Consider the following 14,055-nt stretch of genomic DNA (forward strand, 5'->3'; position numbering starts at 1 on the left):
GCGCTTGGAGGTGGTGCGCCGTTCGGCAGACGCCAAAGGCTTTACCGTGTTGCCCCGCCGCTGGGTGGTGGAGCGGTCCTTCGGTTGGCTGGGGCGCTAGCGGCGCTTGTGTCGGGACTTCGAACATACCACCGTTTCCAGTGACGCTATGGTGTACTTGGCCAGTATCCGGCGCACGCTGCGGATGGTGACGACGGAAAATACGAATTAAAAAACACTTTCTGAGAGAATGAACAAGCCGAAACCTTAGGGCGAGGCCGGTATGAAGCGCGGGGGGAGAAACTGGGGTATCGCAATGGGTATGAGCAGGGGACGCTCAAGACCGCCGAAGGGATTTTTCACGTCAAACTGCCGCAGATTCGGGGGCGCGAGGAACCGTTTCGCTCAGCGTTGTGGGGGCAAATGGCGAATACGAGTGACGTGCTCAAGCGGTTAATTGTGGAGATGTACGTGGGCGGGCTGTCCCAGCGGGATATTGAATATGGGTTGGAGAGTGCGTTAGGGCATTTCGTGCTTGGGAAGAGCACGGTGAGTGAGTTGAGTGCGACGTTGAGTGAGGAGTATGAAGCGTGGCGGACCCGGGATCTGAGTCAAGAAACCGTCACCTACCTCTTTATTGATACGGTCTATGAACCGTTACGCCGCTGGGGGCAGAAAACCGGGATTCTCTGTGTGTGGGCGATCTGTGAGGATGGGCGCAAAGTATTGATGAGTCTCTCGACCACCAATAGTGAGAGTTATGAGAGTTGTGTGGACGTGTTGCGTGGACTGATCAAACGGGGGATGCGGACGCCCGTGACGATTACTACCGATGGGGCGGGAGGATTAACCAAAGCGATTGATGCGATATGGCCCAAATCCTTACGTATTCGCTGTTGGTTTCACACGAGGCAAAACTTCCAGCAGAAAGTCCCGGCCCGGGCGTGGCCCGAGGTCAAAGCGTTGTTGGTAGATATGCGCGATGCACCGAGTCGGGAGAAAGCCGAGCAGAGACGGGACGCGATTGTGGAGCAGTATCAACGAGAGTTTCCCGAACTGTGTCGCTGTTTGCTCGATGATGCCGACGCCAGTCTCAATCATCTGGCCGTGCCGCAACGTCATCAACAATACGTGCGCACCTCCAATCTGGTAGAACGCGCCTTTGTCGAAGAACGCCGGCGCACCAAAGTGATTCCGCATCTCTGGGAGGAAGGGGATGTAGTGATGTTGGTCGTTGGGGTCTTAATTCGCGTCAGTGAGCGGTGGAGTAAGAAGTGTTTCAGTGCGTTTGAACAACAACAGATTCGCAGCTTGCGTGAACAACTCAAGCTCGACGAACAGGAGGTGAGTCCCGGAGACATATCACACCCAGTCCAGACCCGTAGAAGTGCCGCGTCTGCTGCCTAACTTTAGGTTACAGGGATTAGGGGACTTGACCGGGTAGTTTTTTATCCAAGCCTCAATTGGCGCGGATTTCCCCTCGTGAGGAGCCGCGTGTTCGTCATGCCCGCGCAGGCGGGCATCCAGGAGCTTCACCCCTGAACGATTGCGTATGCCCCCCTGGATTCCCGCATTCGCGGGCATGACGTCTCGTCTTTTCTCAGCGTAAAAGCCTACCCCTAAAAGAGGCTGTACCCGCCATCGTCGTCGACAATCCCAAATCTTGGTGTGTTCCGCATATAGGCAGGCCAACACTAACATCCGATATGACCTATACAAACGGTTTCTCCCAGGTATCAACATAAGCCATCTGCTCAACCGAATTTCGTGAAATCAGCCCATGGCCACGGAATTGCGGATAGCCGGTCGGAATCGCCGCTGCGGTTCCCCACGGCTGTGGGATTTTTAGGAGTTCGCGCACTTCAGGCTCAGCAATACATAGGAGGGTCGTGAGCGTACAGCCGAGCCCTTCCGCGCGACAGGCGAGCAAGAAGTTCTGCACGGCTGGATAGATCGATCCACCACCAACAACGGACACACGCTCAAGTTTAGCATCAGTCACAGCCAGTCCATCGGGATGAAAGCAAAAGATGCCGATCACTGGTGCCTCGCCAAAGTGCTCGGCTAAGTGCAAACCAGAGCGAATCATCTTCTCGCCTTTCTTCCGTTCGTCTTCAGGAAGATTTGCGAACCTGGCAGTGTACGACTGAATAAAAGGAGTCGCCACTTTGCTGTACAACTCACCCAGGCGTTGTCTAAGCACTGGGTCTTTGACCATAATGACACGCCAGGCTTGGCGATTGCCACCGCTCGGCGCCCACGTCGCGGCTTGCAGTACACGACGTAGCACGTCATTGGGAATGGGATCGGGGCGGAGTCGACGCACCGCACGTAGTGTACTCATTGCCTCGTAAAGGTCGACAGATGCCATGGCAGGTCCCTCCTTTTTGGTAAGCATTCAGCGGTCAGCAATCAGCAGTCAGCCAGAATAGGACTGAGGGCTGAGTGAAAAAGAGAATTCAGAATTCAGACAGCAATTCTCATTTTGACTAAGGCAACCGTCAATGTAGGCCGGAATAAGCGCTGCGTTTCCGGCACGAGTGCGCCAGGAACGGCCTGCGGCCTTATCCTGGCCTACGCTTCTGCTCAGGAACAGAGACAGTTAGTTATCCCACGCACACGCACCAGGACCGCGTGGATCACCACACGAGCCACACGCGCCCATTGTCGGTTGCATATCACTTCCTGTGTTACTGCTCACTGCAAACGTTGACAGCATCTTCTCGAGTTTGGCACTGCTGCATTCTGGACAAGACGGCTTGGCTGAGCCCATCACAAGCGTCTCAAACTGATGGCCACATTTTTTACAGGCATATTCAAACAAGGGCATAGGTCCTCCACACGAAAGGAATGCCGTAGTCCCCTCTACAACATTCCCCGCTCGTTTTACTTATCCTGAATAAATCGCTTCTTCGCCCAGCCTTGGTCGTATGGTGTCCAGAATTCAGAGTTCACTTTGAGGTTCTTGAACTTCCATTCGCCGTTGACCTTCACATATTCCTCTGAATACTTGGCCGCACCAAGCACGGCTTGGTTGTTTTCAGCGAACGTACAGGTCTGGAACAGATACCAAGTGCCTTTGCCGGTATTGCCAGTTACCTCAATGATCGGGTTCATCACATAATGTAGGGCAAACGGGAGCATCTTTGCTGCTCCTTGGAAGAATTTGCGAATCGCTTCGCGTCCGACACATTTGCCAAACAGACCACCGTCCCATGTTGCATCCTCAACAAACAACGACGCGAGATTGTCTGGCTCGTAATTATTATCACAGTAGCCGCAATAGCGGGCTTTGAGACGTTTGATGGCTTCGATGTCTTCGAGGTTTTGTACACGCGCGGCGAGTTCTTCGAGTGTCATGGGATCCTCCTTTCATTTGTTGTGTGATACGTGAACCGTAACACGTAATACGTACACTCAATTCGCTGGAGCAATTTACGATAGTATTTGCCTTGAATCCTAGCTTTCGACCCTCACCCTAGCCCTCTCCCTGGCAAGGAGAGGGAAACTTGCAGCAACGAAAGCGGAGAATGACCAAGATAAAGCCAACTGAAAATTGTTCTAGGCAGCAGTATCTGCTTTCGTAACAAACTTATCGTAGAAAATGTCCTTTTCATCAATCCCGAGTTTCTGCAACGCAACAATAGCAGCGTCGATCATTGCCGTCGGCCCGCACATGTAGGCTTGCTTGTCGCCGCCGCGCGGAACGAGACGTTTGACAACCTCGGTAATCAGCCCAGTCTCTCCTGACCAGGCATCCTCTTGCGTTGGTTCGGACAACGCGGGAATGAAGCAAAAGTTCGGGAGTTGTTGTGCGAAGCTCTGTAGTTCATCGAGGAGGAATAAATCCCGTCGGGTGCGAGCCCCATAGAAATAGATCACAGATCGTGAGTCTCTACTCTCGGTCATATCGCGGAGCAATGAGAGAATTGGCGCCATGCCTGAGCCACCGGCAATGAAGATCAATTCCTGTTGTGTGTTGCGTGTTGCGTGGTCTGTGTTGCGTAAATAGAAATTGCCGTACGGTCCTCGGATGGTTAGCCGCTCGCCTGGCTTGAGCTGGTGGTCCACATAGGAGGAAAACACGCCACCGGGCATGAGTTTAACCATTATTTCTATTTCGCCACGGCGACTGGGCGGATTCGCCATCGAGTACGAGCGCCACTCGTTGGTTCCGGGAACAAGGACATCGATGTATTGGCCGGCTTTGAAAACAATCCGTTGCGGATCATACAACTGTAGATGAATGCCGCGAATATCGTGAGCCAATGTCTCCACCCGAGTTACATCAACTGCAAACTCATACACCGAGAGACCAGACACAAGGTCCGCTTCGTCGTAATCCCATAACTCGATGCTGAGATCACTCTCAGGATAAGCGCAACACAGCAACGCCATGCCTTGTTGTTTCTCGAAATCGAGCAAGGCAAAGCTCGATGCCTCTGAGTTTTCAACTTCACCTTCAACCACCTGGGCTTTACACATGCCACAACCGCCAAATTTGCAGCCGTAGCGTAAGTTCAACCCATTGCGCATCGCGGCTTCGAGAATGGTCTCGTTATCACCGCAGGTGAATTGCTTCTCAAATGGGAGGAGTGTGATGGTGTACGGCATACAAAATGGGGGGAGGATTTAGGGGCTAGGGATTGGCGGGGGACCCAGCCCCTACCCCCTAGCCCCCACCCCCTAGTTCCGGAGTGGATCTTTAATCGTGTACTGCAACCGCCGAATATCATCGATGGTCCACATATTCTCAGTCTTGAGATGCGGCTGAGCTATCAACGTTTTGCCGTCTGGGCGGATGTAGCCGAGTTCTGTCACCACATCAGCAAGGTCCCACCCGTCGAAACGCTCGAACCAGGTTTGAAAACCAAGATAGCGCTGCGGTTCGAGATCGAAGATCCATTCGCACGGCTCTGAGCAGAACGCGCGTTTCTTGCCAGCTTTCTCAACTATATGAACGGCACTGTTATCTGGCCGTGGGATCACGCATGGCAACTGGCACACCTGGCACAGCGGTGGGAGGCTGGGAAGCAATTGCGCGGGAATCTGTCCGTGCTTTGGGTCAGCCATCATGCGATACGCTTCCCAGAATTTGCCATAGTGCGTGTCCCATCCAGGATAGTTCTCGGCAAACCAGGCACAGTCCTTCTCTTGCATGACATCAAAGCGCCAGAAGGCGACTGGCCACAGAGCGAATGCTGACATCGCCACCGAATGATGCATCCAGGAGATATTCTCCTGCGCTTGCGGTAACCAGCGGGGCGGCTTGAGGCCAAATTTTTCTAATTTTGCAATGAAGCTGCCGACCCAATCGTCAATGATCCACTGTTGCCACATGTTCTTGTAGGTCTGTACGTGATTGACGCTGAAGTAGTCGGTCAGCGTCCCGAGGAACGAGTCAATAAACTTATGCGTACGCCAAAAGTATTTATCAATTGCTTCTTGAATCAGCGGGAGGTTGCGATCATCAGACAACGCCGCTGCCAATGTCGCATAGCCATTGGCCATGTGTCGGGCTTCATCCGATTGAATGCTCAGGAAGACGGTTGGCGTCGCATGATCCCCATTCGCTGCCGCCGTATTGGGAAAGGCAACAAACAGTGGGTTTGTAAACGCAGTTTCTCCGACTACTTGCAGACTAATCGCACACTCGATGGGATCACCGGCAATAAAGGTTTCAATAAACGAGCGACCAGCAGCGCCAAGGAAATGCTCGCCGAAACCTTTCTGGCTCACATCGAAGCCAGCAGGGTCGGCGTAGTGCTTCATGTAGTAGCGACCAAGATACATCTCTTGTTGATTATGGCGCACTTCATCGAGCATCTGTGCGAGGTAGCCGTTGCGCAACTCCTCATTCTCGACCGTGCTAATCAGCATGCCTTGGCATTTACCTGCCGCATATTCAGCAAAAGGAAGAATTGCCAACGCTGGCTTTAACGACTCAGCAAAGCGCGGCTCAACCTGATTCGGATTATCGATGCGGACAGCACCATCAAGAAAGCCATACTGCCGATCATCTTTCTCGGCTTCCATCGCCATGTAATCGCGGATCAGATGACGGAACGGATCTTTGGTTTTCTTGGGAATGTGGAATTTGGTTTCGTACTTCGCCTCAGGTTGGAAGTACGTCGGCGTCCATTCCAATCCTTTAATCTTGTCGTGGGCTTTGATTAGATTGCGTGGCATGGGTTCCTCCAAAAGAGTAGTCAGTAGTCAGCATTCAGTAGAAAAAATGTGTGTTTCCATGCTGACTACTGGCTACTGACTACTTTCTTCAAGTTGCAACATCTCCGAGTATACTCCAAACGTATTGTCTGTCACCTGCGCGCGACCGTAGTAGCTGGTCATCACGACCAGAAACGTCGACATGTCGAGGTCACGTCCGAGCCGTTCCCCAACTGCCGCGACATCTACTTCTATTTTTCCCTCGCCTTCGATCATCCAGTAACAGTTAGTTTTGGTGATACGAAGGTTGGGCTGCTCCTCACGTAACATCTCCACGGCAACGTCGGACTCTTCACTTCCCATCAGCACGAGACCGACAGTGTCACGGGCTTTGATCTTGTTTTCTTCGCTCATGCAGATATACCCACATCCTTCAGTAGTGCCGCGTACTGCCCTTCAACTCGCTCATGCGCTTGAGCAAAGGTGAGTGGCTTTGTGGTCGGCTTTTCAAAGAGTGGGGCAAACGCGTGCACCGCCTCGCGGGTGTATGGCAACCATTTCGCCAGCCATCCTTCAATGACTTTTTTATTCCCGGCCCCATGCTCGGGGTCTCGTAACATCACGTGGACGAATTCTTTGGTCCATTTGAGATTACGTTGCCAGTCGTTTTCGACCGTCGCTAACACTGCGGGTGATATCGCATCACCATTCCGTGGCGCAAAGCGCGAGAAGAAATGCGTCCGTGCCAACACCCCAAACAGCGGCTCTAGCGCGAGGTTAATACCAATAATGACCTCACCCCAATCCTTCGCGGCCATCAACCCTTCAACCAGTTTGCGCGCACCTTGATAGACCGGATCTTCGAGCCACACGATTTTCGCATCCGCATCGGAAAAGCCAGGGACAGCATCAGTCAAATCCATGCCATAGAGGGCAATATCTTGCGCATGGCGGATCTTGTCTGCCGCATTAAAAATACAGGCGTTACCAGCGGTCGCAGACAATGCCTCGCGTTGCGCGTAGGAGAAGCAGCGGAAGAGACCATATTCGAGACACGCATAGGCTGCGTAATATCTACCGATAATAGTCTTTACCCAGGTTTCATCGAAGTCAGCAAACAGTCCCTCAGACTTGGCGGCTTCGACAATCCGGTCGAGGCTACGTTCTTGTTCAGCCTGGCCTGCAACGTAGGTCCGCTGCCACTGTTTCGATGGGTCCTGAAATTCCCACCAGTTGGTACATTTGAGAGCGGTTGAATCTTCATTCCACGCGCCGCGTCCATCAGCAAAGCGATTCAGCCAACCTTGAAACGCGTAGTGACGTGGATCTGGTTGCGTGTGGATGGTCAAATCTTCATATTCACTGGGATGGCGGCCTTTGGGCTTAAAGTAGGAAAACTGACGATTACCTGAAAAAGCTCCTGACTCGTGTGGCTTCATAGGACTCCTCTCCCAGTGCGGGCCCGTGCAGACCTCGCTTCTAGAGCTTTCCGAGAAGTCGGTCAATCATCCCCTTGTAGGTTGCTACTGCTGGAGAGCGGTAAAACCGCGAGCGGGTGAATATCGGGTCACCCGCATAAAACCACTCATATTGCAGTTGGCGACTGCCAAACTGCTCGCCCAGCATATCCCACGCCAGCTTGAAGAGTTGCACGCGATCGCGCGCGCTGATGTTCTTTCCGACCAGGTATTTTTCCAAATACGGTGCGACTTCGGGGTTGGCAAAGTCTTGCTCCGTGGGCGTCATAATTAAACCGCTGCCGCTCACCTGTCGGATAATTTCCGCGGCGCGCATTTGCGTTTCAGGAATGAAGACCCATAGCGTCGCTGCCAGCGCGCGCAGCGAACCACCTTCCTTACGTCCGTTCACGACATCTTGGGCAGCAGCACGGAGGAGACCATTGCCAAGCTCGACCTTGGCAATTAACTCGCCAAGTTGAGCCTGTACATGCGGAGCGGCACTACGACCAACGGTATCAGCCACATAGCACGCCAATCCTGCCATGAACCGCAGCTTCACCACACCGCGAATCGTCGCTTGTAACAGCGCATAGCCCGGTGCCCGCGCCAGAATGTAATTCGAGGCTTCGATATCACCATTAATGAACACCCGCTCCCAGGGAATCAGCGCGTCATCAAAAATAGCTAACGCGTCTTCTTCATCAAAGCGTGACGAGGCTGGACGATCGAATGCACTGCGATTGGTGTCATACGTCTCGCGACAGACGAACTTCAGTCCAGGCGTATCTATCGGCACCGAGAAACACAGCGTGTATTTTTCTTCTCCGGGCCTGCGTGGATAAAACGGACCAACCCACAGCTCATTGGAGAACGGCGCTAAGGTCGAGAGCATACGCGCGCCACGCACGATGATGCCGCGATCAGTCTCTTTCACAAAATGTAATGCGGCATCTGGGTCAGCCTGTTCCGCTGGCCCTTTGGAACGGTCGATCTGCGGATCAACCAACGTGTGCGTCAGACACCAATCGTTATCACGGCACTGCTCATAGTAACGCACGATATTGTCACCAAAGCGCGGATTGGGCTTACCAATTGCTGTGTGAGAAAAGGCAGCATCAGCCACTAGCGCATTCATGAAATCCGGCATGCGGCCCATGAGCCCAAAGGTCGCTTCAGCACGGAACTCCTCAGCCTTCCAGCGACGCTCGACATCCTCAGCCGTTTCTGTCAGCAGAAAGGACATGGCCACCGGCTTGCCATCCACAGGAGATGGATAGGTCAGCATCCGCTGATGGGCAGGATCATGCTGCAGGTCATACAACATCGCCAACGAATCGATCACACCACGAAACGGGGCATAGGTCGTCACATCCTTTACCCGCGTACCGTTGACATACACGGTGCGCCCATCTCGTAAACTCTCGCGGAATTCCGCTCCCGTACGAATCCCCATCGTCTCTCCTCGATAGCTACTGAAATGGGAAAGGGCGCCCATCGTGCGCCCACTAAAACTACGACACCACTTGCGTGTTGGGTCGATCGTTCACGCGAACTGTAGCCAACTGACTTACCTGCCCTTCGGAGAAATGAGGCATGACGTGTTTGGCAAAGAGTTCCATAGAGTGAAAGACTTTTTCTTGCGGCATGCCACCCCAATCAAACATAACCATAATGTGATTCACGCCAACAGCTTGGTAGTGTCGGATACGCTCTATACAGCGCTGGGGATCACCAAAAATCGCCATGGTGTCTATTTGCTCGATCGTGGCAGTGGCAAGAAACTGTCCGACTTTGGCAAACGTTTCGTAACCACTCACTCCTGGTTTGACCCATACTTTCGTTGAGCCACCAAGCTTCTTTTTCATCCCCGCTTCGGCTTCACGCAAGGCTTGTTCGGTAGACTCGGTTACATGCGACCAAAAGACATGCGGGATATCGTCTGGTGGTTCACCATGTCCGGCAGCAGCATACGCCTGGCGATAACGTGCAAGTTGTCCACCGACTTCTTCTGGAGACGGGCCAGAGGCAAACGGCACGGCGCTAAAAGCATATCCTCGCCGCGCCGCTTCTTCAGCCGATCCCGGAGATGCAGCCGCAACCCAAATCGGCGGCATAGGTTTCTGCAATGGCTTGGGAAGAAGAGCAATATCATCATAATGATAAAACTTACCATGATAAGAAAATTGCTCCTGCGTCCAGGCTAAACGAATGATCTCTAGACATTCCCAGAGTCGTTCCTTGGTTGTCTCCGCAGCAATGTTGAATCCGGCGAACTCATGCGGCTGGTAGCCACGCCCGACACCAAAGCAGGCACGTCCGTGGCTCATGAGGTCCAGCACGGCAATATCTTCGGCGATACGAAGAGGATCATTGACCGGTAAGACAATAACTCCAGTCCCTAAGCGAATCCGCTTGGTGCGCTGTGCAATGGCTGTCAGCACCATTTGCGGCGAGGGAAACACACGCTGGCTCGCCTGAAAGTGATGCTCGCCAACCCAGAAGCTGTAGAAGCCGAGTTCTTCAGCATACTGGCCTTCTTCGATGACTTCTTGATAGAACTGCTCGTGAGAACGCAAGTGTTCGTAGTTATCTCCGAGGGTGAGGAGTGAAAAACGCATAACGCCTCCTAGAGGTTAAGGGTTAGGGATTAGGGATTAGAGGAGACCGAAAAGAATTCTTCTTGCCAATCCCCGGCCCCTAACCCCCAACCCCTTTCTTCTACTGTCGCATGGACTTCAGCACGTCCATCAAGCCAGGGCTATCAGGCGCAAAGTCAAGCTTCTCCATACCGAGATAGGCGTTTGGTACCGTCTGCACTAATTCAGAGATGTCGTTATCCGTGTACACTTCTAACTCGTTGTTATCCGGATCACGGAAGTACACGCTCTTGCTCACACCGTGATTCACCGTGAAGGTCACAGGAACTTCTTTGGCTTTGAGTTCCTTGTAGGCAGCCAGCAGGTCTTCTTCATTGCGGAGGCGGAAGGCGACATGGAGCATACCAGTCTGATTCTGTCTGGGAGCTTCGGCCTGTGCGCCGATCTCAAAGAGCGCGACTTCGTGGTGATCACGCCCATTGAAGGAGAGAAAGACAGCCTTGATCTCAGGCACGTGCCTCATCACCTGCATGCCAAGAATCTCGGTATAGAATTTCTTCGACGTTTCTAAGTCCCGCACTTTGAGAACGAGGTGAGCAATACGTTCAGGGTGAATCATAAGAGACCTCCTTTTCAATATGGACAACGTAAAACGGACAACGTGAGAACGTCAACGGGAGCGCGCGAAATGTGGCACGCCATACACGTCGCGCAAAACGATGGCAGAATTTCACTGAGCTTTTTTTTCACGTAACACGTACCATGTTCTACGTCCTATTCATGCTCTGGCACAAACCGTGCGACATCGAACACGTCATCCTCGCTCGGTTTTCCGAATAGCTCAACGGCTGGCGCCACTTCGGCGAGTGCGAGTGTCATATCGAACAACCGTTGCTCTTTCTCTGGCATTGCGTCAAGTGGGAATTGATTCAGGTGCGTCAACACAGCTTCCATCCGAGGTAACATCGTAGTGTAGAAGGCACGAATCTCTTCAATGGTGCTCTGTTGACGTTTGCGACTGCGCTCGGCCTCTTTCGTCAGTGCCCAGCCAGCATAGGGTTCAAGATCGGTAAATATCTCAGGGAGTATGCGTTGCGTCATAGGCTTTCTCTTTCTCTCCTAACTCAGTTGTGCCTTCACTGTCGGTTTTCTCGCTCGCGGTAGAAGCCTACCCAGTCTTCCACGACCTTATGAGCATGCCTGACGAGGATCTCTTGTTCTTGCAGGACGTAGTGAGTCTTCGCGCCAGAGGCAAGCACCGACTGGGTCGCTTCTAATGTACTCGCATCTTCTAAGAGCACATCACGTAGCAGCACTTTCCCATATTCCTGACTAAAACGCTGGCCTGCGGTTTGCGCCGCCGGGAAGTAGGTGGACACCTCCCACAAGGTGCGGTCCGGCGCAATCGGCCAAAATTGGTGGGTCAGATAGGTTCCGTTCAATACAAAAATATTGAAGTTGGGAAACACCATAAACGTATCGAGTGCCCATTCACGTCGACGTTCCGGATTAACCCCCGGTGGTAAGTCCTCCATGGCGAAGGTGCGGTTGACCACCGAACTGCCGAAGCGTTGCGCCACGATCTCTAGCGGTGAGGGACAATGATCTGGGTTGCCATACGATGAAGAGCGACGATGGTGGGTCCACAGCTTGACGCCAAAGTAATGACAAAAAGGATTTTTGGGGCTGGTGTACGAATCTGGCAACGATTGCTTGTGCATGAACGGGAGGTGATACGACTCTTGAAACGCGTCTTGCGCGATTTTCCAGTTCGCCCGGAGATCGATACGCCAGGAAAATCGTGTCGTCGACAATTGCGCAAACGGGTACCCTGTGAGCCCATCGGCGACTTCTGCGAGATACTCACGCAAGGTTTCTTGCGGGTGCGGGTTCAGGTGAATGAAAATGAAGCCGTTCCAGATCTCGGTCGCAACCGGAGTCAATCCGTGGCGACCTTTGTCAAAGTGAAAAAAGTTCTCCTCGTCAGGAACAAAACTCAACTTCCCATCCAATCCATAACTCCAGCCGTGAAACTTGCAGGTCATGACCTGGCACGACCCGCGACGACCCCACAACAGCTTGTTACTACGGTGAGAACAGACGTTGTGGAACGCGCGGACCTGCCCGTCTTTTCCCCGAACGACAACAATCGAGGTCTGACAGATGGGAATGTCTTTGACGAAGTACGATCCGCCCTCGGGCAGTTGCTCAATGCGCCCGACTTGGAGCCAGACACGACGAAAGATACGGTCGCGCTCAAGCGCAAAATATGCAGGCGAGATAAGCGGCTCGATCGGTACCGGATCAGTGCCCAGCTCTGGATATGACGCATGCCAGCGTTGGTTGAAGTCAGCGCTCATAGGCGTACATGTTTTAGTGCTGCGCTTCGTGTTGGCGATAAAACCCGACCCAATCTTCCACAGCCTTGGCAGCATGACGCACGAGCAATTCTTGGTCTTGTAACACGTAGTGCGTCTTTGCCCCTGACGCCAGTACCGACTGTGTCATCTCCAGCGTACTTCCATCCTCAAGCAGCACGTCACGAGTCAGCACTTTGCTGTACTCCTGGCTGAATCGTTGCCAGGCATTCTGAGCTTTCGGGAAACAGGTTCCGACCTCCCACAGTGTACGATCGACGGCAAGCGGCCAGAACTGATGAAAAATATAGGTACCGTCAAACACAATCACCGAGAAGTTGGGAAAGAAGGTCACAATATCCGACGACCAATACCGGCTGCGCTCAGGGTTGACACCTGGCGGCAATTCACTCACCGCACTATCGCGTTTGACAATTGATGAGCCAGCGCGTTGCGCAAGAATTTCTATAGGAGTTGGTTTGTGTTCGGGATTCCCATAGATCGACATGCGCCGATGCGAGCCACTGATCTTGTAGGCAAAGGAGTGGCAGAAGGGATTCTCTTTGCTGGAGAATGAATCAGGGAGTGATTGTTTATGCAAAAAGGCCAGGTGATACGCTTCTTGAAATGCGTCTTGCGCAACTTTCCAATTGGCGTTGATCTCGGTGCGCCACACAAAGCGTGTCTGCGAGAGGTCGTGGAACGGATAGCCAACCAGGCTTTGCCCTAATTCTACGAGATATTCTTGGAGTGTCTGCTGAGGCTTGGCAGCGAGATTGATAAAGATAAACCCTTCCCACACGTCACACGCAACTGGGGTCAGGCCGAGTTCATTCTTCTTTAGATTGAAAAACCCGTCTTCATCAGGAACAAAGGTCAGGTTCCCTTCGGTGTTGTACGCCCATCCGTGAAACTTACAGGAAAAAACGTGGCACGAGCCACCTTTGCTCCACATCAGTTTGTTACTGCGATGGGAGCACACGTTGTGAAATGCACGAATCTTTCCATCCTTGCCGCGCACAATCAGCACCGAAGTGCGCGCCATCGGCAGGTCTCTGACGAGATAATCGCCCGCTTTCGTCAGTTGCTCTTCCCGTCCGACGTGCAGCCACGCTCGCCGGAAGATGCGCTCACGTTCGAGTTCAAAGTATTCTTGAGAAATGTACGGTTCGATGGGAATTGGCTGAGTACCGAGTTCAGGATATTGCGCGTGCCATGTGGTGTTCGTCATGAGTATTCCTTTTGTCACAGATCACTTCCTCGCCTTTTCGTCTGCGTGAGAAGCAAGGAAGATGTCAAACGTCTCGGTTGTACTCTTTCAAGGGTGGAAGGACAATGGTGGGATTATTGGGGTAGGCTTTTACGCTGAGAAAAGACGAGACGTCATGCCCGCGAATGCGGGAATCCAGGGGGAATACGCAATCGTTCAGGGGTGAAGCTCCTGGATGCCCGCCTGCGCGGGCATGACGAACACGCGGATCCTCTGGACTTCGT

14 protein-coding genes are annotated in these 14,055 nt (G+C 52.9%); 1 reads left to right on the forward strand and 13 read right to left on the reverse strand.

Annotation, left to right across the window (positions count from 1 at the left end):
• Positions 1-402: 402 nt before the first annotated feature.
• On the forward strand, positions 403-1,386 hold the full coding sequence (locus FJ147_05855) for a hypothetical protein (protein ID MBM4255406.1): 984 nt from the start codon (positions 403-405) through the stop codon (positions 1,384-1,386).
• Between the two features lie 304 nt (positions 1,387-1,690).
• On the opposite strand, the gene FJ147_05860 is transcribed toward FJ147_05855, so the two are convergent.
• The 13 genes from FJ147_05860 to FJ147_05920 all read right to left on the reverse strand — a co-directional run bounded on the left by FJ147_05860 (position 1,691) and on the right by FJ147_05920 (position 13,792).
• Entirely contained in the window at positions 1,691-2,350 is a 660-nt protein-coding gene (locus FJ147_05860; protein ID MBM4255407.1) for a nitroreductase family protein, read from the reverse strand.
• A gap of 231 nt (positions 2,351-2,581) precedes the next feature.
• The gene (locus FJ147_05865) at positions 2,582-2,809 is read right to left on the reverse strand and encodes a zinc ribbon domain-containing protein (protein MBM4255408.1); all 228 of its coding nucleotides are present in this window, start codon (positions 2,807-2,809) and stop codon (positions 2,582-2,584) included.
• A gap of 56 nt (positions 2,810-2,865) precedes the next feature.
• Positions 2,866-3,339 (reverse strand): nuclear transport factor 2 family protein, encoded by a 474-nt coding sequence (locus FJ147_05870; protein MBM4255409.1) that lies wholly within the window; start codon positions 3,337-3,339, stop codon positions 2,866-2,868.
• A 201-nt stretch (positions 3,340-3,540) separates the two neighbouring features.
• The gene (locus tag FJ147_05875; GenBank protein MBM4255410.1) at positions 3,541-4,593 is read right to left on the reverse strand and encodes a 2Fe-2S iron-sulfur cluster binding domain-containing protein; all 1,053 of its coding nucleotides are present in this window, start codon (positions 4,591-4,593) and stop codon (positions 3,541-3,543) included.
• Between the two features lie 72 nt (positions 4,594-4,665).
• Complete coding sequence (locus FJ147_05880) at positions 4,666-6,168, reverse strand: monooxygenase (GenBank protein ID MBM4255411.1); 1,503 nt, start codon at positions 6,166-6,168, stop codon at positions 4,666-4,668.
• Positions 6,169-6,240: 72 nt separating this feature from the next.
• Positions 6,241-6,561 carry a monooxygenase gene (locus FJ147_05885; GenBank protein ID MBM4255412.1) on the reverse strand — a complete coding sequence of 107 codons (321 nt, stop codon included), beginning with the start codon at positions 6,559-6,561 and terminating at the stop codon, positions 6,241-6,243.
• Positions 6,558-7,586, reverse strand: coding sequence for a methane monooxygenase (locus tag FJ147_05890; protein ID MBM4255413.1), 1,029 nt, complete (start codon positions 7,584-7,586; stop codon positions 6,558-6,560). Before FJ147_05890 ends, FJ147_05885 begins: the two co-directional genes overlap by 4 nt.
• A gap of 40 nt (positions 7,587-7,626) precedes the next feature.
• A complete protein-coding gene (locus FJ147_05895; GenBank protein ID MBM4255414.1) occupies positions 7,627-9,102 on the reverse strand; it encodes a hypothetical protein in 1,476 nt (491 codons plus the stop codon).
• A 16-nt stretch (positions 9,103-9,118) separates the two neighbouring features.
• Positions 9,119-10,225, reverse strand: a complete 1,107-nt coding sequence (locus FJ147_05900) for an LLM class flavin-dependent oxidoreductase (protein MBM4255415.1) — start codon at positions 10,223-10,225, stop codon at positions 9,119-9,121.
• Positions 10,226-10,325: 100 nt separating this feature from the next.
• A complete protein-coding gene (locus FJ147_05905) occupies positions 10,326-10,823 on the reverse strand; it encodes a hypothetical protein (protein ID MBM4255416.1) in 498 nt (165 codons plus the stop codon).
• A gap of 155 nt (positions 10,824-10,978) precedes the next feature.
• Positions 10,979-11,305 (reverse strand): hypothetical protein, encoded by a 327-nt coding sequence (locus FJ147_05910; protein ID MBM4255417.1) that lies wholly within the window; start codon positions 11,303-11,305, stop codon positions 10,979-10,981.
• Between the two features lie 35 nt (positions 11,306-11,340).
• Positions 11,341-12,639 carry an aromatic ring-hydroxylating dioxygenase subunit alpha gene (locus tag FJ147_05915; protein MBM4255418.1) on the reverse strand — a complete coding sequence of 433 codons (1,299 nt, stop codon included), beginning with the start codon at positions 12,637-12,639 and terminating at the stop codon, positions 11,341-11,343.
• Positions 12,578-13,792, reverse strand: a complete 1,215-nt coding sequence (locus FJ147_05920) for an aromatic ring-hydroxylating dioxygenase subunit alpha (GenBank protein ID MBM4255419.1) — start codon at positions 13,790-13,792, stop codon at positions 12,578-12,580. Before FJ147_05920 ends, FJ147_05915 begins: the two co-directional genes overlap by 62 nt.
• Positions 13,793-14,055: the final 263 nt, after the last annotated feature.

The sequence above is a fragment of the Deltaproteobacteria bacterium genome, assembly GCA_016874775.1.
Lineage (GTDB): Bacteria > Desulfobacterota > Binatia > Bin18 > Bin18 > VGTJ01.

Bases quoted from the DNA above. Each gene is read 5' to 3' on its own strand.
- FJ147_05855 (MBM4255406.1), top strand. From the start codon at position 403: ATGGCGAATACGAGTGACGTGCTCAAGCGGTTAATTGTGGAGATGTAC.
- FJ147_05860 (MBM4255407.1), bottom strand. From the start codon at position 2,350: ATGGCATCTGTCGACCTTTACGAGGCAATGAGTACACTACGTGCGGTG.
- FJ147_05865 (MBM4255408.1), bottom strand. From the start codon at position 2,809: ATGCCCTTGTTTGAATATGCCTGTAAAAAATGTGGCCATCAGTTTGAG.
- FJ147_05870 (MBM4255409.1), bottom strand. From the start codon at position 3,339: ATGACACTCGAAGAACTCGCCGCGCGTGTACAAAACCTCGAAGACATC.
- FJ147_05875 (MBM4255410.1), bottom strand. From the start codon at position 4,593: ATGCCGTACACCATCACACTCCTCCCATTTGAGAAGCAATTCACCTGC.
- FJ147_05880 (MBM4255411.1), bottom strand. From the start codon at position 6,168: ATGCCACGCAATCTAATCAAAGCCCACGACAAGATTAAAGGATTGGAA.
- FJ147_05885 (MBM4255412.1), bottom strand. From the start codon at position 6,561: ATGAGCGAAGAAAACAAGATCAAAGCCCGTGACACTGTCGGTCTCGTG.
- FJ147_05890 (MBM4255413.1), bottom strand. From the start codon at position 7,586: ATGAAGCCACACGAGTCAGGAGCTTTTTCAGGTAATCGTCAGTTTTCC.
- FJ147_05895 (MBM4255414.1), bottom strand. From the start codon at position 9,102: ATGGGCGCCCTTTCCCATTTCAGTAGCTATCGAGGAGAGACGATGGGG.
- FJ147_05900 (MBM4255415.1), bottom strand. From the start codon at position 10,225: ATGCGTTTTTCACTCCTCACCCTCGGAGATAACTACGAACACTTGCGT.
- FJ147_05905 (MBM4255416.1), bottom strand. From the start codon at position 10,823: ATGATTCACCCTGAACGTATTGCTCACCTCGTTCTCAAAGTGCGGGAC.
- FJ147_05910 (MBM4255417.1), bottom strand. From the start codon at position 11,305: ATGACGCAACGCATACTCCCTGAGATATTTACCGATCTTGAACCCTAT.
- FJ147_05915 (MBM4255418.1), bottom strand. From the start codon at position 12,639: ATGCTGCCAAGGCTGTGGAAGATTGGGTCGGGTTTTATCGCCAACACG.
- FJ147_05920 (MBM4255419.1), bottom strand. From the start codon at position 13,792: ATGACGAACACCACATGGCACGCGCAATATCCTGAACTCGGTACTCAG.